Origin of the sequence: Reyranella sp. (assembly GCF_004296935.1) — a bacterium.
GTDB lineage: Bacteria > Pseudomonadota > Alphaproteobacteria > Reyranellales > Reyranellaceae > Reyranella.
In genome coordinates, this window is the sequence record NZ_SCVH01000069.1 from 19319 (window position 1) to 40470 (window position 21152).

Here is a 21152-nt window from a genome sequence, read left to right on the forward strand (position 1 = left end):
TGTTATAGGTAGGCTGCGACAACAGACGGGTCAAACTTCCTCTCGGCCTCCGCTAAAGACAGTGGGCAAGCCGGGCTTCAAGCGGGTGACGACGATGCAGCGACAACAAGACACGAGCGGCAGCCGGCGCCTTTGGCTTGGCCTGCTCGGCGTGTCGACGCTGGCGCTCATGGCGGGCTGCGGCATGTTCGACAGCAGCACTCCGGTACAAAGCGCAAAGGTCCGTCCGGGCGCCGACCGTCAGGCCGCGGTGAGCAGCAGCCTGCCGTCGGCCAGTTCCGGACGTCAGTACGACGCGGGCATCGCCGCCGTCGACGAGACGCGCACGGGCCCGCAGGTCGGCTCCATCGTCGCCGGTCGTGGCGGCCAGAAAGCCCAGAAGGAAGCGATCGAGAAGGAAGCCGCCGAGGCGGACGCCAAGGCGCGCGAGCAGCGTCAGGCACGCGCAACGGCCGACCGCGAAGCCAAGGCGCGGGCGCCGGCAGAGCCACCCGCGGCCCGGGCGCCTGTCACCACGGCTGCGGCCCCTCCGCCACCTGAACCGGCGAGAGTGGCGCCTGCGCCCGTTGCCGCAGTGCCCAGTCCTCCAGCGACCGCAGCACCTGCGCCCGAGCCGGTTGTCGTTGCCGCGGCGCCGTCGCCGCCGGCCGATCCCAACAAGGCTTTTGTCCCGCCGCCGGGCTGGGCACCGCCCGGTCAGACCGCGGCGTCCGTCGCTGTCGGAACGGCCACACCACCTGCACCTGCGCCGGTGACAAGCGCGCCGGCACCGGTCGAAATGGCTGCTGCCGCCACACCTCCGCCAACACCAATGCCCACGCCGGCACCCGAGCCGGTGGTGGTCGCTGCCGCGCCGGTACCGCAAGGGGATCCCAACAAGGCGTTCGTGCCGCCGCCGGGCTGGGCACCGCCAGGTCAGGCTGCGGCATCCGTCGCCGTCGGAACGGCCACACCTGCTCCGGCTCCTGCTTCCGCACCGACGCCGATCGTGATGGCGTCTGCCGAGGCGCCACCAGCGGCGAGGCCGCCGGTGCGTTCGGCCGATCCGAACCGGGCTTTCGTGCCGCCCCCGGGTTGGACACCGCCCGGACAGGCGTCGGCCGCGACGCCTATCGAGTCGCCTGCGCCGCCACCCGCGCCCGTGATTACGGCTGCCGTGGCACCGACGCCTCAGCCGGAGCCGACCCCGGCGCCGGCTGCAATACAGCCCTCGCGCTCGGCCGATCCGAGCAAGGCTTTCGTACCGCCCCCGGGTTGGACACCACCCGGTCAGGCTCCGGCCGCGACGCCGACGCCTGTTGCGTCGCCTGCGCCTCAACCGGAGCCGACCCCGCCGCCGGCTGCAATACAGCCCACGCGTTCGGCCGATCCGAGCAAGGCTTTCGTGCCACCGCCGGGCTGGACACCGCCCGGTCAGGCTCCGGCGGCAACGCCGACGCCTGTCGTGTCGCCTGCGCCTCAGCCCACATCGGTGATGACGGCTGCGGCGGCACCGGCGCCTCAACCGGAGCCAACCCCGCCGCCGGCTGCAATGCCGCCCACGCGCTCGGCCGATCCGAGCAAGGCTTTCGTGCCGCCACCGGGCTGGACACCGCCCGGTCAGGCTCCGGCCGCAACGTCTGTCGCATCGCCTCCGCCGGCGCCCGTCATGACGGCTGCCGTGGCGCCGGCGCCTCAGCCTGAGCCGGCGGTTCCGCCGCCCGCCCGCGCGGCCGATCCGGCCAAGGCCTTCGTACCACCGCCGGATTGGACGCCGCCCAGTCGTGCTCCCGATGCGGTGGCGGCCACGACGCCGATGCCGGCGCCTGTTGCTGCCGCGCCGCCGCGGCCCGAGCCGGTGGTAGTGACGCCAACCCCCGCGCCGCCGATGCCGATCGAAGCCAACATCGCGACCGCGCGATCGGGTGCGGTGCCGTTCAGCGACATCAAATCACCGCCGTTCGGCGGGCCGATGCAGGTCGCGGTCATCCAGTTCGGCCGCGCGTCATCAGGCCTCGGCGAAAACGACTACAACGTGCTGGCCCAGGTGGCGCAGATCCAGCGCCGCAATGGCGGCACCATCCGTGTCGTGGCGCACGCCGACCAGGATGCCTACGGCGCTTCGGCGACGCAGATCGAACGCGGCAATTTCGAAGTGTCGCGGCGCCGGGCACTGGCCGTCGCCCAGCAGCTCCGGGCACTCGGTGTGCCGCGCGACCGCATCGTGGCCGAGGCAGCCTCCGACGACGAACCTGTCTACCAGACCAACACCGCCCGCGGCATCGCCGCCAACCGGCGTGCCGAAGTCTTCATCGATTTCTAGGACGCCAGGGAAGAACACGATGGACGATTCGGAATTTCACCGGCTGAAGCGCCTGCCGCCTTATGTGTTTGCCGAAGTAAACGCCATGAAAGCGCGTGCCCGCGGCGCCGGACAGGACGTGATCGATCTTGGCATGGGCAATCCCGACCTGCCGACGGCGCCGCACATCGTCGCCAAGCTCGCCGAAGCCGCCGCCAATCCGCGCGCGCATGGCTACTCCGCCTCGCGCGGCATTCCGGGCCTGCGCAAGGCGCAGGCGGCCTATTACGCGCGCCGCTTCAATGTCGACCTCGATCCCGAGAGCGAGATCATCGTTACCCTGGGATCGAAGGAGGGGCTCGCCAATCTCGCGCAGGCCATTACTTCGCCGGGCGACACGGTGCTGGTGCCGAACCCGAGCTATCCCATCCACCCCTACGGTTTCATCATTGCCGGCGGCTCAGTGCGCCACATTCCGGTGCCGGGCAGCACCTCGCTCGCCGAGTTCCTGCCGGCGCTCGAGCGTGCCGTACAGCATGCGGTGCCCAAGCCGTTGGCGCTGGTGCTGAACTATCCGTCCAACCCGACGGCGCAGGTCGTCGATCTCGACTTCTATGGCGCCATCGTCGATTTCTGCAAACGCCAGGGCATCTGGATCCTGTCGGACCTCGCCTATGCCGAGATCTACTTCGATGGCGTGCCGCCGCCGTCGGTGCTTCAGGTGCCGGGCGCGCGCGACATCGCCATCGAATTCACCTCGATGAGCAAGACCTACTCGATGGCGGGCTGGCGCATCGGTTTTGCCGCCGGCAACAAGACGCTGATCACGGCGCTGACGCGCATCAAGTCCTACCTCGACTACGGCGCCTTCACGCCGATCCAGGTGGCCGCGACGGCGGCGCTGAACGGTCCGCAGGATTGCGTTGCCGAAGCGCGCAATACCTACAAGGAACGCCGCGACGTGCTGATGGAAGGCTTGCTCGCGGCCGGCTGGGATCTGCCGGCACCGTCGGCCAGCATGTTCGCCTGGGCGCCGATCCCCAAGGACTTCGCCGAGCTGGGCTCGCTCGCCTTCTCCAAGCTGCTGCTGACGCAGGCCAATGTCGCGGTCTCGCCGGGCATCGGCTTCGGTGAGCACGGCGATGCGCATGTTCGGATCGCGCTGGTCGAGAACAAGCACCGCATCCGCCAGGCCGTCCGCAACATCCGCCAGGTGATGGCCGACCCGGCGCGCGCCATCGATCTTTATCTGCGCGGCGTTGGGGACAACGTCACGCTGATCAAGGCTCGCGCCTAGCATCATCCTGTCGTATCAGGCGTCCATGAAATCTCCCCTCAGAATCGGCATCGCCGGTCTCGGCACCGTTGGCGCCGGCGTCGTCAAGCTGCTGGCCGAGCACGGCCGGCTTCTCTCGCTGCGCGGCGGCCGTCCGTTGAAGCTCGTGGCCGTCAGCGCCCGCTCGCGTACCAAGAAGCGCGACATCGACGTCTCCCGCGTGCGCTGGGAGAAGGATCCGCTGGCACTGGCGACGGCTCCCGACATCGACGTCGTGGTCGAGCTGATCGGCGGCTCGGGCGGCATTGCGCGCCGGCTGGTGCAGAAGGCGCTTGCCTCGGGCAAGCACGTCGTCACCGCCAACAAGGCGCTCCTGGCGCTGCACGGGGCGGAAATCGCGGCTGCGGCCGAGAAGAAGGACCGCATTCTCGCCTTCGAGGCGGCGGTCGCGGGCGGCATCCCGATCATCAAGGCACTGCGCGAAGGCCTGGTCGGCAACAAGGTCAGCCGGCTCTACGGCATCCTGAATGGCACCTGTAATTACATCCTGACCACCATGCGCGAGACCGGACGCGACTTCGACGTCGTCCTGGCCGAGGCGCAGGCGGCGGGCTACGCCGAGGCCGACCCGAGTTTCGACGTCGATGGTATCGACGCCGCGCACAAGCTCGCCGTGCTGACGGGGGCGGCCTTCGGCGCCAAGGTCAATTTCGCCGGCGTTCATATCGAGGGCATCCGCCGCGTCACCTCGATGGACATCCAGTTCGCCGAGGAGCTCGGCTACCGGATCAAGCTGCTGGGCCTCGCCCGCGAGACCCGATATGGTATCGAGCAGCGCGTGCATCCGTGCATGGTGCCGCTGGCCACACCGATCGCCCATATCGAAGGCGTGTTCAATGCCGTGGTGGTCGAAGGCGATTTCGTGGGCACCACGATGTTCCAGGGCCGCGGCGCCGGGCAGGGACCGACCGCCTCGGCGGTGGTCGCTGATCTGGTCGATGTCGCGCGCGGCCGTCACATGCCGGCCTTCGTCGTGCCGGCGGCGCGGCTTGCCGACAAGAAGGTTTCGCCGATGGACCGCCATGTCGGCGCCTACTACATGCGCCTGATGGTGCAGGATCGGCCCGGCGTGATCTCGGCGGTATCGGGGGCACTCGCCAAGGAACATATCTCGCTGGAATCAATGCTCCAGCGCGGGCGCTCGCAGTCGGGAGAAGTACCGGTGGTGCTGACGACGCACGAGACGGAAGAGGCGGCGATGCGGCGCGCTCTGGCGCGCATCGCCAAGCTGAAGGCGGTGGCCGAGGAGCCCTGCGTGATCAGGATAGAGGCATTCTAGGAAGGCGCCTTAGACGCCGGACGGAGGAAGTGATGGCCGACACAGGCAAGATGGATCGCAATCTGGCAATGGAAGCGGTGAGGGTGACTGAAGCCGCCGCGCTGGCGGCGTCCAAGCTAATGGGACGGGGTGACGAAAAGGCGGCCGACCAGGCGGCCGTCGACGCCATGCGCAGCGCGCTGAACACGCTGTCGATCGAAGGAACCGTGGTGATCGGCGAGGGCGAGCGCGACGAGGCGCCGATGCTCTATATCGGTGAAAAGGTCGGGGCTGGCGGGCCCAAGATCGACATCGCCCTCGATCCGCTCGAGGGCACCACCATCACAGCCAAGGGCCTGCCCAACGGGCTCGCCGTCATGGCGATGGCCGAGCATGGTGGGTTCCTCAACGCGCCCGACGTCTACATGGACAAGATCGCCGTCGGCGGTGGCCTGCCCGACGGTATCGTTGACCTCGACAAGACAGCCAAGCAGAACCTGGTCGACCTCGCCAAGGCCAAGAAAGTGGATGTCGCCGATCTCGTGGTCTGCATCCTCGACCGGCCGCGGCATGCCGAACTGATCGCCAAGGTTCGTGACGCGGGCGCCCGCATCATGCTGATCGGCGATGGTGATGTGTCGGGCGTGATCGCCACCTCGACCGGCGATTCCGGCATCGACATCTATATGGGCTCGGGCGGTGCGCCGGAGGGCGTACTGGCGGCGGCGGCGCTGCGCGCCATCGGTGGCCAGATCCAGGGCCGTCTACTGTTTCGCAACGACGACGAGAAGGGTCGCGCGCGCAAGTGGGGCATCACCGACCTCAACCGCAAATATTCGATGACCGAGATGGCCAAGGGCGACGTCATGTTTGCTGCAACCGGCGTGACGTCGGGCTCGATGCTGAAGGGTGTGCGCCGCTTCGCGAACGGCGCCGAGACCCATTCCATCGTCATGCGCTCGAAGACCGGCACGGTGCGCTGGATCTCGGCCAACCACAATTTCTCGATCAAGACCGGCTTGCCGAGCTGGGCCTAGAGTTTCTCGCCGGCTGCCGTCACGACAGCTTCGACGTCGGTGATCCAGACGAGCTTCTGCGTCTTGACGACGTCGAGCACGCGTCGCAGCGACGCGGCGCCGGCGGGTGTGCCGACGACGAACGGATGGATGCCGATCGCAACGACAGCAGCGGGCCGGCCGGGGTCCCTTTCCGCCTCGCGCGCCAGCTCGGAGATGTAGTCGATCCAGAAGCGCTCCAGATCGAGCGGCTCCTTGAAGCGCGAGAGATAGTGACCCATGTCGACCGTGACGGCCGGGTAGGGGACCATGATCAACTTGCCCAGGGGCGTGACGAGCCGCGACAGCACGTCGGAGTCCATGCCGTCGAGCGTGTATTTGATGCCTTCGGCCGCCGTCGCGGGAAAGGTTTCGACGTTGGAATAGACACTGGGGCTCGACCAGCCGGTCGGACGTATTCCCGTGCTTTTCTGGATCATGTCGAGCGTGCGGCGGACATAGGCGCTCTGCGCGTCGGTGCCCTTGTCGAGCGGCAACTGGTCGGTCGAGTTGTTGATGCCGTGCGCCACGATCGGCGCCTTGGGCACCAAGGCGCGGAACTGCTTCCAGACCTCGGGATGCTGCTCGGGGAATTGCGCGTTGAGCGCGATGCTGAGCGGCGCGCCCTGTTCCTTGAACAAGCGGCCGACTCGCGGGACGCCCCATTCGATTGAGTACTGGCGGAAGGATTCGTCGACGATGTCGGGCTTGCGATCGGCCATGTCGGGCCGGAAGTTCGGGCCGTTGCCTTTGCCCCACACCTCCACGTAGAGGACGAAGCAGATCGCGACCTTGCGGCCCTCCGGCCAGGCTTTGACTTGCATCTGCTCGCGCGGAAATCCGGTGATCCAGTCCGGGCTGCTTTGCGCGGCCGCAGGCGTTGCAAGCGCGGCGGCCGCCAGCAGCGCAGCGACCAGGATTCTCGTCATGCCGTTCCCTCCAAGCCCCGCATGAATGTTAGCAGGCGGCATGTGCCAAGTCGTCCACAGCGCTTTGGGCTAAGGTGCCGGCATGTCCGATGATTCCAGGGTCGAGCGTGCGGCGTTCCTCGGCGTCGAGCGATCGCTGACCGGACGCCGCTGGGCGGCGCGGCTGGCCGACGAGCGCACGGCGCTGGCCATCGCCCAGCGCCACGGCCTGCCCGATCCGGTGGCGCGGTTGCTGGCGGCCCGCGACGTCGACCTCGATTCCGTGACCGAGTTCCTCGAGCCGACGCTGCGACGCTTCCTGCCCGACCCGCTGCATCTCAAAGACATGGATACTGCCGTCGCGCGGCTGGTGCGGGCAGTAAAGAGCGGGGAGCGCGTCGTCGTGTTCGGCGATTACGACGTCGACGGCGCCACCTCCTCGGCGCTTCTGCTGCGTTTCTTCCGCGCTGTTGGCGGCAATATCGGTGTCTACATTCCTGATCGTCGCAAGGAAGGCTACGGCCCCAATTCGGCGGCGCTCCTGAAGCTCAAGGCCGAGGGTGCGACCGTCGTGGTCACCGTCGATTGCGGCGTCACGGCCTTCGAACCGTTGGCCGAAGCCAAGCGGGCAGGGCTCGATACGATCGTTATCGACCATCACATGGCCGAGATTGCGCTGCCCGAGGCGCTTGCGGTGGTCGATCCCAACCGGATCGACGACGAGAGTCCGCACAAGCAGATGGCGGCAGTGGGGGTGGCGTTCCTGCTGGCCGTCGGCGTCAACCGCGCGCTGCGCGAAGCCGGCTGGTACGAGACGTCACGGCCCGAGCCGGACCTGCGCCAGTGGCTCGATCTCGTGGCGCTGGGCACGGTGTGCGATGTCGTGCCGCTCACCGGGGTCAACCGCGCGCTGGTGCGCCAAGGCCTGAAGGTGATGGCCGAGCGCCGCAATGTCGGGCTCGCCGCCCTGGCCGACGTCGCCCGCCTGAAAGAGGTGCCGGGCGCCTACCATCTCGGATTTCTGCTGGGACCTCGGGTCAATGCCGGCGGCCGTGTCGGGCAGGCGGATCTCGGCGCTCGGCTGCTGTCGAGCGACGATCCTCATGAAGTCGGTGCCCTGGCGCTCCGCCTGGATGAATTCAACGCCGAAAGGCGGGCCATAGAGCGTGACGTTCTCGACCAGGCGATCTCACGGGTGGAAGGGCTCTACGGACCGGACCGCAAGGGGCTGCCGGCGGCGCTCGTGGTCGAGAGCGACGGTTGGCATGTGGGTGTGATCGGAATCGTCGCCAGCCGCCTGGTCGAGCGCTATGGCCGGCCGGCCTTCGTGATAGGTCTCGACGGAGATCTGGGCAAAGGTTCGGGACGCTCGGTGCGCGGCGTCGATCTTGGCGCGGCAGTGATCGCGGCCCGCCAGGCCGGACTGTTGGTGAATGGCGGTGGTCATGCCATGGCGGCGGGGTTGACGGTGACGCGCGAGGCGCTGCCTGGCCTTGCGCGCTTCCTCGACGAGCGCATCGCTCCTCAGCTCGGGGCGGCGCCGCCGGTGCGTGAACTCGGCATCGATGCGGCGCTCTCGCCGGGGGCAGCGACCCAGGAACTGGTGAGCATGATCGAGCGTGTCGGCCCGTTTGGTGCCGGCAACGCGTTGCCGCGGTTCGTTCTCACAAGCGTTCGGGTCAGTTACGCCCAGACCGTGGGCGAGGGGCATGTGCGCTGCACCCTGGTGGGGGCCGAGCGCGGCCGGGTCGACGCAATCGCCTTCCGGGCCAATCAGACAGCGCTGGGGCCGGCTCTCCTGGACCCGGCCCGGCCGGTACTCCATGTCGCAGGAGCCCTCCGGATCGATCGTTTCGGAGGGCGTGAATCGGTCCGCCTGCAAATCGACGACGCCGCAGCGGCCGTTGGGTCGGTGTTTGCTTGATTTCAGGGCCTCTAGCCGCTACATGCAGCCGCTCTTTCGGCTTCGTCCCCATCGTCTAGAGGCCTAGGACACCGCCCTTTCACGGCGGCGACGCGGGTTCGAATCCCGCTGGGGACGCCAATTCGGAAGAACGGCCTTTACGGGCACTCGGCCAAGTCAAAACGTACGCTTTACGTTTTACGCGGAGTGTTCCATCATGGTCCGTGCTACACGCCTTTTAATGGGGGGATGATATCCATGTTGAAGTCACTGTTCGCCGTTATCGCCGCAGCGCTGTTGTTGGGCGCTTGCGACGAGCCGCCGCCGCCGGCCGCTGCGCCGCCGCCGCCACCCGCACCGCCGACCTTTATGGTGTTCTTCGATTGGGATAGGTCCAACCTGTCACCTCAGGCGCTGAGCACCATCCAGCAGGCGGCTACTGCCTATAAGACTCGCGGCGGTGCCCGCGTCACCGCGACCGGCCACACCGATACGTCGGGCCCGGAAGCCTACAACATGGCGCTGTCGCTGCGTCGCGCGAACACCGTCAAGGATGCCCTCGTCAAGGAAGGCGTGCCGGCGACGGCTATCACCACCGTCGGTCGTGGCGAAGCAGGCCTGCTCGTTCAGACGGGCGACGGCGTGCGTGAGCCGCAGAACCGCCGCGTCGAGATCGTGGTCGTCGTTCAGATGGCTGCCTACGACAAGGCCGCCTACTGCTCGGACTTGGCGGCTTCGTGGCGGAAGACCAGCACGGCTTCGCCGGCTCAGGGTCCCGTTCCGGAAGCTATCGCGAATTGCACCGCCGGCAAGTACGACCTGGGCATCCCGGTCCTCGAAAAGGCGCTGACGGATTCGAAGGTTCAGCTTCCCGCGAAGAAGATGATCTAGAAGCCAGATTAGATGGATGGCCGGCCTCTGGGCCGGCCATCTCTTCATGGAAAAGGCGGCCTCCGGGCCGCCTTTTTTGTGCCGGCGCGGCCGAAGGTCTTACCCGCAGGCCACCGAGTAGATGTGCTGGACCTCGCCGGGCAGGGGCATTGCCTGCCAGGTCTTGCCGGCATCCCGCGTGCCGAACACCTCGCCGTCGTAGCGCGCGCCGATATAGACTTGCGCGGCGTCGCTGGGGTGCAGGCCGATCGACATGATGGTTCCGTGAACCTGTACCTTGTCGAAGCGTTTCCAGCTCTGGCCGCCGTCCTGGCTGCGGTAGAGGCCGCCGTCGTGGCTGGAAGCAGCGACACTCAGCGCCGAGTAGAGCGTGTTGGGCTCGACAGTCGAAACCTTGACGTCGCGTCCGTAGGTTGTGGGCGAGAAGCGGCCGACGTCCATGTCCTGCCAGGTGCGGCCCTGGTCGGCACTGCGGAACAGGCCCATGCGCATCGCCGCGATCACGGCGTCTGGATCGGCCGGATTGATGGTGACTGCATGGCTGTCGAGCATGCCCTCGGCAGTGGTGTCGCTCACGATCTTGCTCTGGAGGTGCGGCAGTTCGGCGAGCTTGATCAGGCCGGCGCTGCAGTCGGTCCATGTCTCGCCCGAATCGGTGCTGCGCATGACGCCGTTGATCTCGAGCGCGGCGTAGATCTCGTCCGGCCGCTTGGGATGCTGCACCAGGCGCATCACCCGCGAGGCGAAGGGCCCCTTGCAGTGGGTGGCCATGCCGGGATGGGGCAGCTTACGCCAGCTCGTGCCGCCGTCGTCGCTGCGATAGACGTCGATCGGCGAGGCCCCGGCGAAGATCCTTCGGGGATCGCGCAAGTCCACCAGGAACGACCAGACTTGCGTCTTGGCGTCGGGGAAGTCGGTCCGACGGAAAGTGGCGCCTGCATCGGTGCTACGCCACACGCCGTCGTTGGTGCCGGCGAATACGATCGTCGGATCGGTGGGATGGACGAACACCGTGAACGCCTGGACGGTGCCCAGCACATGCTGCCAGTCGCCGCCTTTCGCACCGCGCCGGAAGACACCGACGCGGCCCGGATGGTCGGGTTTCCCGAAGTAGCCGGCAACGCCCACATAGATGTTGGATTGATCGGCCATGTCGGACGCTCCCTCGTCGGGTTTCTGTCGGGTCAGTTCTTCTTGGCGACCAGCGGACACTCGCCCTGGTCCAGCGGACGGAACGCCTCCTCGCCGGCCATCGTCGAGACCAGCTTGTAATAGTCCCAGGGTCCCTTGGACTCCGACGGCTTCTTGACCTCGAACAGATACATGTTGTGCATCTTGCGGCCGTCGGCGCGAATGTAGCTCAGCCCGAAGACCGGGTCGTCCCACTTGATCTCCTTGAGCTTGGCCATCACCGCGTCGCTGTTGTCGCTACCCGCAGCCTTGACCGAGTTGAGGTACTGCAGGGCGGCCGAATAGAAGCCGGCCTGGATGCTGGTCGGCATCTTGCCGTTGTTCTTGGCGGCGAAGCGCTTGGAGAAGGCGCGGGTCTTGTCGTTGAGGTCCCAGTAGAAGGCTTCGGTGAGGCTGAGACCCTGGGCACGCTCGAGGCCAAGCGAGTGCACGTCGGAAACGAACACCAGCAAGCCCGCCAGCTTTTGACCACCCTTGACGATGCCGAACTCGGCCGCCTGTTTGATCGAGTTGATGGTGTCGCCGCCGGCATTTGCGAGGCCGATGATCTGCGCCTTGGAGGCCTGGGCCTGCAGCAGGAACGACGAGAAGTCGTTGGTGTTGATCGGATGCTTGACGCCGCCGATCACCGTTCCGCCCGACTTTTTCACCACGGTGCTGACGTCGCGCTCCAGGGCGTAACCGAATGCGTAGTCGGCGGTGAGAAAGAACCAGGACTTGCCGCCAGCCTTGACGACGGCCGAGCCGGTGCCGTTGGCGAGGGCGAAGGTGTCGTAGGTCCAGTGGACTGTGTAGGCGTTGCAGAGCTTGCCGGTGAGGTCGGACGACGCGGGATCGGTCGCCAGATAGATCTTCTTCTTGTCATTGGCCACGCGCGACGTCGCGATCGATGAGGACGACGCGCCGGTGCCCAGGATCACGTCGACCTGCTCGGTGTCGAACCAGCGGCCGGAAATGGTCGCGGCCACGTCGGCCTTGTTCTGCACGTCGGCCTGCACGATCTCGATCTTCTTGCCGCCGACGGCGCCGCCGAAGTCTTCGATAGCCATCTGCACGGCGATGACGGCGCCGATCCCATTGATATCGGAGTAGAGGCTCGACATGTCGGTGAGCACGCCCAGCTTCACCACACCGTCGGTCATTTGCTGCGCCGGCGCAGGTGCAGCCAACGCCGCGACGGCCAACGCCGCGCCGCAAAACATAAGACGCTTCATCGTTTCGCTCCCTAGGCTTTCTTGTTGTCTGAAGCCTAGCAAGGTGCTGGCATGCTGCAAATGGGAGGAAGCCCCGAAATGATCGAACAGACTCTCGACATCGCGACCAGGGACGGCGCGATGGAGACCTTCATTTGTCATCCGGAGCGCGGCGGGCCGTGTCCGCCGGTACTTTTTCTGATGGATGCGCCCGGCATTCGTGAGGAGCTGCACGACATGGCGCGTCGCCTGGCAACGTCGGGCTACTACGTGATGTTGCCGAACCTCTACTACCGCGCCGGCCGCGATACGAAATATGGACCAGACGTTCTCAAGCATGGCAGCGAGGAGCACGGGCGCATGCGCGCCGTGCGCACCAAAATGACCATTCCACCGGTGATGGACGATGTCGCCGCGATGATTGCCTTCGCCGACAAGCAGAAGGCAGCGAAGAAGGGACCGGTCGGCACCCACGGCTATTGCATGAGTGGACCTTATTCACTAGCCGCAGCCGCGCGCTATCCCGATCGGGTTGCCGCCGCCGCGTCGTTCTACGGCACCTGGTTGGTAAGCGACGCGGTCGAGAGTCCGCATCTCACGCTCGGCAAGGCAAAAGGCGAACTCTACATTTCCTGTGCCGAACACGACGATCTGGCGCCGCCGGAGATGGTCAAGGAGCTGAAGGCGCTGTTCGACAAGTCAGGCAACGCTGGCGAGCTGGAAGTCCACATGGGCGTCCATCACGGTTTCGCCTTCCCGCAACGCTGGTGCTACGACAAGCCGGCCGCCGAGCGGCACTGGGAACGGTTGATCGCGCTTTACCGCCGTCGTTTGAGCTAGGCCGCCCGGGCAGCCGCCGGCTTTGCGTTTTGCCATTTGTCGAGCATGTCGCGGGCGTGGTTCTTCCCGGGATCCATGTCGCTCTCACGGCCGGCCACCTTGGCGGCCAACTCGATCACGTAGCCGTTGGGATCGCGGAAGTAGATTGACCGGATGAAATGGTGGTCGGAAACGCCGCGGACCTCACGGCCTTCGGCCTTACCCTTGGCCTGCATCTTCTCGAGGGCCTCCGGCTCGACCTCGAGCGCGATGTGCAGGTCGAAGTCGTGCTGTTCCTTGAACTCGAACGGCATGTCGGGCGCTTCGAAGAAAGCGAGGCACGAGCCGTCGTCGAGCTGGAAGAAGGTATGCAGCACGCCGGTCGCGCGGCCTGTCTTCGTCTGCTCGATCTTCAGCGTGTGCACGAGCGGCAGGCCGAGGAAGTCCTCGTAGAAGCGGCGGGTCTCCTCGGAGTCGCGGCAGCGGTAGGCATTGTGGTGCAGACCCTTGATCATGGATGCTCTCCCTTTCAGATCGCCTGCCAAGCCTGTCCCTTGGTCGAGGCGCAGAAGCCGTTGAAGGTCTCGTAGACCTTCGCGTAGCTCGGCCGCTTCTTGATGTTGCCGAGCCACCGCTCGACATTGGGATAGGCCGCCAGATTGCAATGCACCAACTCGCCGGCGGTCACCATCGCGGCTCCAAAATAGTCGGCGATGGTGATTTCGTTACCACACAGATACTGGCCCTTCGGGCCGAGCCAATGGTCGTTCAGGATCTGCAACCAGCCCTTTGATTTGTCCTTGCCCCACGCCACCACCGCCTCCTGCACCTTGGCGTCCTCGCGTTTGAGGTGGGGGAAGACCTGCGGATAGACCAGGCCGTAGCCCCAGTCGCGGTAGAAGTTGGAATTGAACCAGTCCATCACCTCGTTGACCCGGGCGCGTTGCTTCAGGTCCTTCGGATAGGCGGAAGATCCGGACTTCTCGGCAAGATAGCGCAGGATGGCGGCGCTTTCGGTGAGCCGGAAATCGCCGTCCTCCAACGTCGGAATGAGATGGTTGGGATTGATCTTGCTGTAGGCAGGTTCGTACTGCTCGCCCTTGAGGATATCGACGACCTGCATGTCGACATCGATCTTGCTGTCGGAGATGAACTGCATCACCGGCCGGCTGGTGGTGGAGACGGGGTGCATATAGAGCTTCATCGCTTCCTCCCTGCGGATCGACCGCAAGCCACCATCTTACCACCCGCCGGGCAACCGGCGTAGAGTGCGGCCATGCGAATGGTTGCTCTCCTGATCACAATGGCGTTGGCGGCATGGGCAGCGCCCGTCGCCGCCCAGGACTATCCCAGCAAGCCCATCCGGATCATTGCACCGTTCGGGCCGGGAACAGCGACGGACACGGTGGCGCGCGTCATCGCTTCCGAATTGTCGCGCCGAACCGGCCAGAGCGTTGTCGTCGAGAACAAGCCGGGCGCCGAAGGCCAGATCGGCGCCCAGATGGCGGCCGCGGCGCCGCCCGATGGATACACGATCTTTGTCACGACGCAGACGACGCAGGCCATCAACCAGCATGTCTACAAGGCGTTGCCCTACGATCCTGTGAAGGGGTTCGCGCCGATCAGCGGGCTGTCGAGCGGCGCGCAGATCGTCATGGTGCGTAACGAACTGCCGGTGAAATCGATCACCGATCTCGTCGCGCTTGCCCGCGCGCAGCCCGGAAAACTCACTTTCGGGAGCGGCAACGGCTCGGCCCGCGGCGCCGCGGAGCTGTTTAAGATCATGGCCAAGGTCGACCTGCTCGGCGTGCCCTACAAGGCCCAGCCGCAGGTCATCGCCGACCTGCTGGGCGGCCGCATTGACGTCACTTTCAGTGATTTCACCACCGGCCTGCCGCCGGTGCGGGACGGTCGAGCGCGCGGCCTGGCAGTGACCAGCCCCCAGCGTTATCCCGGCCTCGAACAATTCCCGACAGTGGCCGAGGGCGGCCTGCCTGGCTACGAGTCGCGGCCGTGGAACGCCGCCTACGCGCCAGCCGGCACGCCAAGGCCGATCATCGACAAGCTGAACCAGCTGATTCGCGAGGCGGTAGCCTCCGAGGCTTATCGGGGTCTGATGCGCACGACCCTAGGCGTTCCGTTTCCTGGCTCGCCGGAAGAGCTCGCTGCGTTCCAGGAGAGCGAGACCCGCAAGTGGGGCGAGGTCGTGAGGATCGCAGGCATGAGGGAGCCCTAGGCGCCCTGCCGTCTCCGCCGAGCCGCCGCGATCTGCCAGACAGCGGCCACGAGCACGCAGGCCGCCACGAAAAAGAAAGCCATGCGATAGCTGACCGCCCAGGCGATGAGGGCGAAGATCGGCGGACCGAAGACGGCGCCGGAGAAGGCGAGCGCCGTTTGCACCGCAGCGGTGGCGGCGGCCTCGCCGGGCGGCGAGAGATGGGCGAACTCGGCCTGCGAGGTGCCGTTCCAGCTGATCACGACCGAGCCGTAGCCGACCACAACAAGGGTGATCAGCCAAAGGGGCGTGTCGGCGGCCAACAGGCCCGTCGCGATGCAGCCGACCGTCATGGCGATGCCGGTCCAGCCCAGAAGCTGCATGCGCGGAATACGATCGCCCGCGCCGCCGCTCAGCAGTCGCACACCGGTGCCGACGAGCTGCGACGCCGAGAGCAGGGCGCCGGCCTCGACAATCGACAGGCTGCAATGTTCGTAGAGGTAAGTGACGAGATAGAAGGTGAAGGTGTGTTGGGCGATGACGTAGACGAAAGCCGACCAGCCCAGCACGCGAAGCTGGCTGTGGCCCAGCACGAAGCGGATCGACGACCATATGTTGCGTGGCGCCTTGCCGGTCGTCGCCACGGTGTCGAGACTGGGACGCAGAGGCTCGATGATGATTGCCGCCAGCACCGCCGCACCGGCCGCGATAAGGCTGGCGCCCTGCCAACCGACCAGCGACAGCAGAAAAGGGAAGATTATGCCCGCCAGCGCGAAGCCGATCGGCACACCGGTCTGCTTCACCGAGAAGACCATGCCGAAATATTCGCGCGGCACGCGCTGTGAGAGCACATGGGCTGACGCGGGGTTGATCGGTCCTTGCGCCGCGCCGATGAAGGCCACGGCTAAAACGGTCGCGGCGACCAGCGCCATGGCATTGAGGGCGAGACCGATGGCGGCCATGAGAAGAGCCGCCTGGCAGACGCGCACTGCGCCCAGCCGCACAATCGGGCCGGCCGCGGCCAGGGCCACGCCTGCCGCGATGGCGTAGATGATCGCCGTAAAGACGCCGACCAGCTTGGGGTCGATCGCGAGGTCGCGCGCGACCTCGGGCATCATGACGCTGAGCGATATCACCGAGAGCGAGATCATCGCCTGGATGGCCAGCATGCTGGCCACCGGTATGATCGCGCGTTTCATGGTGTTGGCTTACATCCCGTAGAGGTCGGCCTTGTTCAGGATGGTGTTGCGCAGGATGCGAATGGACGCCACGTCGACCATTATGCCGTCGACGTTGATGGCGCCCAGGCCCTTGGCCTCGGCCTCGGCATAGGCCTTCTCGAGCATTCGGGCGCGGGCAATGTCCTCGGGCTTGGGCGAATAGACGTCGAGCGCGACGTCGATCTGCGAGGGATGAATGGCCCATTTGCCGACGCAACCCAGGATCATCGAGCGCCGGCACTCCTCGCGATAGACCTCGGGATTCTTGAAATCGGCGAACGGGCCATCGACCGGATCGATGCCGGCGGCGCGGCAGGCCATGACCAGGCGGAAGCGGGCATAGTGCCAGATGTCGCCCGGGTAACCGTCGTTCTCGCCGACATTCTTGTTGGTGACGCCCATCGAGGCCGAGAAATCACCCATGCCGAACACCAGGCATTCCAGACGAGGCGTGCTCTTGGCGATGGCATCGACATTCTGCATGCCCTCGACTTCCTCGATCAGGGCTTCGAGGCCGATGCGGCGCTTGAGCTTCAGCTTCTTCTCCATCTGAAAAAGCAGCTTGTCGGCGAACAGCACATCGGCAGGCGTCATGACCTTGGTCATCATGATGGTGTCGAGATGCTCGCCCGCGCCCTCGACGACCTCGATGATGTCCTCATAGGCGTACTCGGTGGTGAGATCGTTGATGCGCACGCAGCGCGTCTTGCCCTTCCAGTTGAGCGTCTTCAGGCCCTCGATGATCTTCTTGCGGGCGTCGCGCTTCTGGCTGGGCGCCACGGCATCCTCGAGGTCGAGGAAGACATGGTCCGCCTTCGACTCGGATGCCTTCTGGATCATCTTCTCGCTTGAGCCCGGCGTGGAGAGCTGGACGCGGCGCGGGCGGCGGGGAGGGCGGTCGGTCATGGCAAATCTCCTCAGGCAACGATCTTTTCAGCCCTCAGGCGGGCAATTTCCGCGCCACCGAGGCCGAGTTCAGTCAGATAGCGGTCCGTATGCTCGCCCAGCAAGGGGGCGCGATGGCGCACACGGCCGGGGGTCTCGGTCATCTTGATCGCCACGCCCGCCACCTTGGTCTCATGGTCGAGGCCGGGATGGGGCACCGAGACGATCATGTCGCGGGCGGCGAAGTGCGGATCGCTGAAGACGTCACGCACGTCGTTGACGGGCGCGAACGGTACCTGGCCGCCGAGATGGGCGAGCAGCTCCTTCTTGGTGTGCCGGCTGGTGAAGGCCGACACAACGGCGATGATCTCGTCCTGGTTCGCCCGCCGGTCTTGCACGTTGGCAAGCCGCGGGTCGTTGCCGAGCTCCGGCTTGCCGATCAGCCGGCAGAGGATCGGCCAGTGGGCGTCGGCATGGGCCGCGATGGTGATGAAGCCATCCTTGGCCGGGAACATGCCGAACGGGCAGAGCAGAGGATGGTGGTTGCCCTCGGGCGTCGGCACGCCACCGGTATAGGCATGCTGGTGCACGATGCGCTCGCAAAGCGACAGGATCGCGTCGACCATGCCTACATCGACGAACTGACCCTTGCCGGTCTTGTGGGCGCGGAAGATGGCGCTGACGATCCCGAAGGCACACATGGTGGCGGGCATCAGGTCGCCGATGCCGGGGCCGACTTTCATCGGCGTGGTCCTGTCGGGACCGGTGATCGCCATGATGCCGCCGAAGGCCTGGGACACGACGTCGTAGGCGGGCCAGTCGGTGTAGGGGCTGCGGCCGGTGCGCCAGTCGCCGAAACCGCGGATGGTGGCATAGACCAGCTTGGGATGGCGCTCGTGCAGCGCTTCGTAGCCGAGACCGAGGCGATCCATGACGCCACCGCGGTAGTTCTCGACTACGGCGTCAGCATCCTTGCACAATTGCATCACGAGATCGCGGCCTTCGGGTCGCTTGAGGTCGATGGCGATCGACATCTTGTTGCGATTCACCGAGGCGAAGTAGCCGCCGAACGCCTTCAGTTGATCATCGGCGTGGTAGGGGCCGATGATTCGGGTGTGATCGCCGTCGAGTGGCTCGACCTTGATGATTTCTGCGCCCTGATCGGCCATGAGCATCGTGCAGAACGGCCCTGCCAGCATCTGGGTGAGATCGACGATGCGGACTCCATCCAGCGCTCCCAGTGGCTGGGCGTCGCTCACTTGTCTCCCCAGTGACTGCGCCTCTTGATCAGCACCGTGCGCTCGCCCTCGAAGATGTGCTTGTCGTCTTGATTCACGCCGTAGTGCTTGAAGCGCACGATACCGGCGTCGGCTTGCTGGGCGTCCTTCTTTTCCAGCACCTCGGTGTAGCAATAGAGCGTATCGCCGTGATGGAGCGGGCCCTTCAGGCGGATCTTGTCCATGCCGATCTCCATCAGCGCGTTCTCGGCGGTGTCTTCGGCGGCGAGGCCGATGCACATCGAGATGGTGACGCCGCCGAAGCCCAGCCGCTGGCCGTAGGGCGTCGACTTGGTCAGGTGCTCGTTGAAGTGGGCCTCGGCCGTGTTCATGGTCACGTTGGTGATCCAGACCTGTTCCATCGGCTCCACGGTCTTGCCGCGCGCGTGCTTCATCACGTCGCCGACCTTGAAGTCCTCGAAGTAGTTGGTCTTCCCGGTGAGGGCGGAGACTTTCATCAGTTCCTCCCGCGTCCGAGCAGGCGATCCGAGATGATGCGCTTCTGGATCTCGGAAGTGCCCTCGAAGATCTTGGTGAGACGGGCATCGCGCCAGTGCCGCTCCACGGCATGAAGCGTGGTGTAGCCGGCGCCGCCGTGGATCTGCAGGCCCTCGCTGCACACGCGCTCGGCCATCTCCGAGGCGAAGAGCTTGGCCATCGAGGCCTCCTTGTCGCAGCGCTGGCCGGTGTCGATCTGCTCGCAGACGAAGTAGTTGAGCTGGCGCGCTGCCTCGATCTGCGTCGCCATGTCGGCGATCTTGAAGCGGATCGCCTGGAATTCCGAGATCGATTGGCCGAACTGGCGGCGCTCGCCGGCGTAGCGGATCGAATCGTCGAGCGCACCCTGGGCGAGGCCGATGGCGCGGGCCGCGGTGTGGGCGCGCGCCGTCTCGAGACCGGCAGTGGCGTAGTAGAAGGCCTGACCTTCCTCGCCGATCATGTCGGCTGCATCGACGCGGAAATTGTCGAAGGCCAATTCCCATGTCTTCCAGCCGAAATAGCCGATCTTGGGAATTGGGGCGCCGTTGACACCCTTGGGCAGTTCGCCGCGCTTCTTCTCGACGAAGAACATGGAGAGGCCGAGATGGCGTTTGCTCGTGGGCGCGTCGGAGGTGCGAGCGATGATGATCAGGAAGTCGGCGCCGTCGGCGAAGGTGCACCAGTACTTGTTGCCGCTGATCAGATAACCCGAGCCGTCCTTCCTGGCGCGGCAGGAGATGTTGGAGATGTCGGAGCCTGCATTGGGTTCCGACATGGAGAAGGCACCAAGGAACTCGCCCTTGGCCATGCGTGGCAGGTAGCGCGTGCGCTGTTCCTCGCTCATCATCTGCGAGCCGATCAGCAGGTTGCCGCGCGCGATGATGGAGGCAACGCTCATCCAACCGCGCGAGAGTTCTTCGGTGACAATGCAGTACTCGGAACAGCCGAGACCCAAGCCACCATACTGCTCGGGGATGAGGATGCCGAAGTAGCCGAGCGCGGCCATCTTGTCGCGCAGGTCCATCGGGATGTCGCCCTTCTCGGGGTCGAGCTTGTTGGCGACGGGCAGGACCTCGTTTAGCGTGAACTCGCGCGCCTGCTCCTGGATCATGCGGCGTTCTTCGGTGAGGAAAGGCATCTTTACGGGTTCCTGAGGCGGACGAGATTGGTGCGCTTGAAGTCGATGGCGAGCTCTTCGCGCTGGTTGAGACCCTTGGTGTGCCAGGTGACGATGCCGAACCCCTTGTGCGAGTCCGAGACACGCCGGTCGAGCACAACCGATTCGGCGCGAAGCGAATCGCCGGGATAGACGGACTGGTGATAGGTGAGTTCGTTTACGCCCAGGAATGGCCCGCCGCCCTCGCTCAGATCCTCGACCGTGAGGCCGAAGACCGTGGTGAAGACCAGCAGCGGGTTGGCGACCATGCCGGGATGGCCATGGGCGCGGGCATAGGCGGCGTTGAAGTAGTGCGGATTGAAATGCAGCGTCAGCGTCGAGAAGAGGGTGCTCTCCGACTCGGTGATGGTGCGACCCCAATGGTGTTTGAAGACCCGCCCGACCTCGAAATCCTCGTATCGGTTACCCTTCGGCACCAACCGGGCACGGGCCCTGAAATCCTCCGACATTCTGTCTCCGTCAGTTCTTGGCAGAGGCGCGGGCGAGTTCGCCTACGTCGGCGAGGCTGTCGATGCGTTCGATGGCATCGTGCAGGCGCCTGGCGCCCGGGGCGCCCAGGACCGGCGTCACCAGGCTTTCGTATTTGGCCTCGATCGCCTGGCGCTGCTTGGCGACGTCGGCCCAGGGAATGCCCGAGTCGTGCGAGGCCTCGATGGTCGTGCCGTCGTCAAGCTGGATCGCCATCTCGGCCAGGGAGTGGGCCCAGTCGGGCTTGAAGTCGATGTCGACCTTTCCGCGCAGTGCCTGGATGCGCGGATCCTGTGTCACCGCGTCGTTGTAGGAATCGAGGTTGGCCGTATCGATACCTGTGAGCGCCATGGCGATGGTCTGACGCAGCGAGAACTTGGCTTCCAGGCCGGTCGTCGGATGCGGGATGTTGCAGACCTTGTTCGAGCCCGAATCGATACGCAGCAGGATCTTCTTCACTCGTTCCGGCGGGAAGTTGTTCTTCAGCCTGATTTCCTTGGCGCATTCGATGGGCGCGTGCGTCAGGTAACAGGCGGCATGGTATTTGAAGAGATTGTTGCGCAGGTGCCAGCCGGCCGGCGGTTCGCCGAGAGCG

Annotated in this window: 20 protein-coding genes and 1 tRNA gene; 9 read left to right on the forward strand and 12 right to left on the reverse strand. The window is 65.7% G+C overall.

Annotation, left to right across the window (positions count from 1 at the left end; genetic code table 11):
- Positions 1-94: 94 nt before the first annotated feature.
- The 4 genes from EPO55_RS09005 to glpX are packed head-to-tail and all read left to right on the forward strand — an operon-like array spanning position 95 to position 5912.
- Entirely contained in the window at positions 95-2302 is a 2208-nt protein-coding gene (locus EPO55_RS09005) for an OmpA family protein (protein WP_296336321.1), read from the forward strand.
- A gap of 19 nt (positions 2303-2321) precedes the next feature.
- On the forward strand, positions 2322-3578 hold the full coding sequence (locus EPO55_RS09010; RefSeq protein WP_296336322.1) for an LL-diaminopimelate aminotransferase: 1257 nt from the start codon (positions 2322-2324) through the stop codon (positions 3576-3578).
- A 25-nt stretch (positions 3579-3603) separates the two neighbouring features.
- Positions 3604-4896 carry a homoserine dehydrogenase gene (locus EPO55_RS09015; protein WP_296336323.1) on the forward strand — a complete coding sequence of 431 codons (1293 nt, stop codon included), beginning with the start codon at positions 3604-3606 and terminating at the stop codon, positions 4894-4896.
- A 32-nt stretch (positions 4897-4928) separates the two neighbouring features.
- Positions 4929-5912 carry a class II fructose-bisphosphatase gene (gene glpX, locus EPO55_RS09020; RefSeq protein ID WP_296336324.1) on the forward strand — a complete coding sequence of 328 codons (984 nt, stop codon included), beginning with the start codon at positions 4929-4931 and terminating at the stop codon, positions 5910-5912.
- Here the strand turns inward: glpX and EPO55_RS09025 are convergent.
- The gene (locus EPO55_RS09025) at positions 5909-6859 is read right to left on the reverse strand and encodes a polysaccharide deacetylase (RefSeq protein ID WP_296336325.1); all 951 of its coding nucleotides are present in this window, start codon (positions 6857-6859) and stop codon (positions 5909-5911) included. The genes glpX and EPO55_RS09025 overlap by 4 nt on opposite strands.
- Before the next feature lie 82 nt (positions 6860-6941).
- Between EPO55_RS09025 and recJ the strand changes: the two genes are divergently transcribed.
- From recJ to EPO55_RS09040, 3 genes are all read left to right on the forward strand, one after another.
- The gene (recJ, locus tag EPO55_RS09030; protein WP_296336326.1) at positions 6942-8762 is read left to right on the forward strand and encodes a single-stranded-DNA-specific exonuclease RecJ; all 1821 of its coding nucleotides are present in this window, start codon (positions 6942-6944) and stop codon (positions 8760-8762) included.
- 44 nt (positions 8763-8806) lie between these two features.
- A tRNA-Glu gene (locus EPO55_RS09035) sits at positions 8807-8882 on the forward strand.
- Between the two features lie 117 nt (positions 8883-8999).
- A complete protein-coding gene (locus tag EPO55_RS09040) occupies positions 9000-9632 on the forward strand; it encodes an OmpA family protein (protein WP_296336327.1) in 633 nt (210 codons plus the stop codon).
- Between the two features lie 99 nt (positions 9633-9731).
- On the opposite strand, the gene EPO55_RS09045 is transcribed toward EPO55_RS09040, so the two are convergent.
- Together EPO55_RS09045 and EPO55_RS09050 are read right to left on the reverse strand one after the other, a co-directional pair.
- Positions 9732-10784, reverse strand: a complete 1053-nt coding sequence (locus EPO55_RS09045) for a hypothetical protein (protein WP_296336329.1) — start codon at positions 10782-10784, stop codon at positions 9732-9734.
- 32 nt (positions 10785-10816) lie between these two features.
- Positions 10817-12037, reverse strand: coding sequence for an ABC transporter substrate-binding protein (locus EPO55_RS09050; protein WP_296336330.1), 1221 nt, complete (start codon positions 12035-12037; stop codon positions 10817-10819).
- A 78-nt stretch (positions 12038-12115) separates the two neighbouring features.
- On the opposite strand from EPO55_RS09050, the gene EPO55_RS09055 reads away from it, so the two are divergent.
- Positions 12116-12856, forward strand: coding sequence for a dienelactone hydrolase family protein (locus EPO55_RS09055; protein ID WP_296336331.1), 741 nt, complete (start codon positions 12116-12118; stop codon positions 12854-12856).
- On the opposite strand, the gene EPO55_RS09060 is transcribed toward EPO55_RS09055, so the two are convergent.
- Together EPO55_RS09060 and EPO55_RS09065 are read right to left on the reverse strand one after the other, a co-directional pair.
- Positions 12853-13350: a VOC family protein gene (locus EPO55_RS09060; RefSeq protein ID WP_296336332.1), complete on the reverse strand. Its 498-nt coding sequence runs from the start codon at positions 13348-13350 to the stop codon at positions 12853-12855. The two genes, EPO55_RS09055 and EPO55_RS09060, sit on opposite strands and share 4 nt — an antisense overlap.
- A 14-nt stretch (positions 13351-13364) precedes the next feature.
- Complete coding sequence (locus EPO55_RS09065) at positions 13365-14039, reverse strand: glutathione S-transferase family protein (protein ID WP_296336333.1); 675 nt, start codon at positions 14037-14039, stop codon at positions 13365-13367.
- A gap of 72 nt (positions 14040-14111) precedes the next feature.
- Here EPO55_RS09065 and EPO55_RS09070 point away from each other — a divergent pair, with 72 nt between their 5' ends.
- Positions 14112-15071 (forward strand): tripartite tricarboxylate transporter substrate binding protein, encoded by a 960-nt coding sequence (locus EPO55_RS09070; RefSeq protein WP_296336334.1) that lies wholly within the window; start codon positions 14112-14114, stop codon positions 15069-15071.
- Here EPO55_RS09070 and EPO55_RS09075 read toward each other — a convergent pair.
- The 7 genes from EPO55_RS09075 to EPO55_RS09105 all read right to left on the reverse strand — a co-directional run.
- Positions 15068-16249, reverse strand: coding sequence for an MFS transporter (locus EPO55_RS09075; RefSeq protein ID WP_296336337.1), 1182 nt, complete (start codon positions 16247-16249; stop codon positions 15068-15070). The genes EPO55_RS09070 and EPO55_RS09075 overlap by 4 nt on opposite strands.
- Positions 16250-16258: 9 nt before the next feature.
- Positions 16259-17176: a CoA ester lyase gene (locus EPO55_RS09080; protein ID WP_296336338.1), complete on the reverse strand. Its 918-nt coding sequence runs from the start codon at positions 17174-17176 to the stop codon at positions 16259-16261.
- An 11-nt stretch (positions 17177-17187) separates the two neighbouring features.
- The gene (locus EPO55_RS09085) at positions 17188-18414 is read right to left on the reverse strand and encodes a CoA transferase (RefSeq protein WP_296336339.1); all 1227 of its coding nucleotides are present in this window, start codon (positions 18412-18414) and stop codon (positions 17188-17190) included.
- Positions 18411-18890, reverse strand: a complete 480-nt coding sequence (locus EPO55_RS09090) for a MaoC family dehydratase (RefSeq protein ID WP_296336341.1) — start codon at positions 18888-18890, stop codon at positions 18411-18413. Before EPO55_RS09090 ends, EPO55_RS09085 begins: the two co-directional genes overlap by 4 nt.
- Positions 18890-20050 (reverse strand): acyl-CoA dehydrogenase family protein, encoded by a 1161-nt coding sequence (locus EPO55_RS09095; protein ID WP_296336342.1) that lies wholly within the window; start codon positions 20048-20050, stop codon positions 18890-18892. The genes EPO55_RS09090 and EPO55_RS09095 overlap by 1 nt, the downstream gene beginning before the upstream one ends.
- 2 nt (positions 20051-20052) lie before the next feature.
- Positions 20053-20538, reverse strand: coding sequence for a MaoC family dehydratase (locus tag EPO55_RS09100; RefSeq protein WP_296336343.1), 486 nt, complete (start codon positions 20536-20538; stop codon positions 20053-20055).
- A gap of 10 nt (positions 20539-20548) precedes the next feature.
- Positions 20549-21152 (reverse strand): hypothetical protein (locus tag EPO55_RS09105; RefSeq protein ID WP_296336344.1); only part of this gene is annotated, 604 nt, incomplete at its 5' end.

Excerpts from the sequence above, each read along its gene's own strand:
- EPO55_RS09005 (WP_296336321.1), top strand. The coding sequence starts at position 95 with ATGCAGCGACAACAAGACACGAGCGGCAGCCGGCGCCTTTGGCTTGGC.
- EPO55_RS09010 (WP_296336322.1), top strand. The coding sequence starts at position 2,322 with ATGGACGATTCGGAATTTCACCGGCTGAAGCGCCTGCCGCCTTATGTG.
- EPO55_RS09015 (WP_296336323.1), top strand. The coding sequence starts at position 3,604 with ATGAAATCTCCCCTCAGAATCGGCATCGCCGGTCTCGGCACCGTTGGC.
- glpX (WP_296336324.1), top strand. The coding sequence starts at position 4,929 with ATGGCCGACACAGGCAAGATGGATCGCAATCTGGCAATGGAAGCGGTG.
- EPO55_RS09025 (WP_296336325.1), bottom strand. The coding sequence starts at position 6,859 with ATGACGAGAATCCTGGTCGCTGCGCTGCTGGCGGCCGCCGCGCTTGCA.
- recJ (WP_296336326.1), top strand. The coding sequence starts at position 6,942 with ATGTCCGATGATTCCAGGGTCGAGCGTGCGGCGTTCCTCGGCGTCGAG.
- EPO55_RS09040 (WP_296336327.1), top strand. The coding sequence starts at position 9,000 with ATGTTGAAGTCACTGTTCGCCGTTATCGCCGCAGCGCTGTTGTTGGGC.
- EPO55_RS09045 (WP_296336329.1), bottom strand. The coding sequence starts at position 10,784 with ATGGCCGATCAATCCAACATCTATGTGGGCGTTGCCGGCTACTTCGGG.
- EPO55_RS09050 (WP_296336330.1), bottom strand. The coding sequence starts at position 12,037 with ATGAAGCGTCTTATGTTTTGCGGCGCGGCGTTGGCCGTCGCGGCGTTG.
- EPO55_RS09055 (WP_296336331.1), top strand. The coding sequence starts at position 12,116 with ATGATCGAACAGACTCTCGACATCGCGACCAGGGACGGCGCGATGGAG.
- EPO55_RS09060 (WP_296336332.1), bottom strand. The coding sequence starts at position 13,350 with ATGATCAAGGGTCTGCACCACAATGCCTACCGCTGCCGCGACTCCGAG.
- EPO55_RS09065 (WP_296336333.1), bottom strand. The coding sequence starts at position 14,039 with ATGAAGCTCTATATGCACCCCGTCTCCACCACCAGCCGGCCGGTGATG.
- EPO55_RS09070 (WP_296336334.1), top strand. The coding sequence starts at position 14,112 with ATGCGAATGGTTGCTCTCCTGATCACAATGGCGTTGGCGGCATGGGCA.
- EPO55_RS09075 (WP_296336337.1), bottom strand. The coding sequence starts at position 16,249 with ATGAAACGCGCGATCATACCGGTGGCCAGCATGCTGGCCATCCAGGCG.
- EPO55_RS09080 (WP_296336338.1), bottom strand. The coding sequence starts at position 17,176 with ATGACCGACCGCCCTCCCCGCCGCCCGCGCCGCGTCCAGCTCTCCACG.
- EPO55_RS09090 (WP_296336341.1), bottom strand. The coding sequence starts at position 18,890 with ATGAAAGTCTCCGCCCTCACCGGGAAGACCAACTACTTCGAGGACTTC.
- EPO55_RS09095 (WP_296336342.1), bottom strand. The coding sequence starts at position 20,050 with ATGCCTTTCCTCACCGAAGAACGCCGCATGATCCAGGAGCAGGCGCGC.
- EPO55_RS09100 (WP_296336343.1), bottom strand. The coding sequence starts at position 20,538 with ATGTCGGAGGATTTCAGGGCCCGTGCCCGGTTGGTGCCGAAGGGTAAC.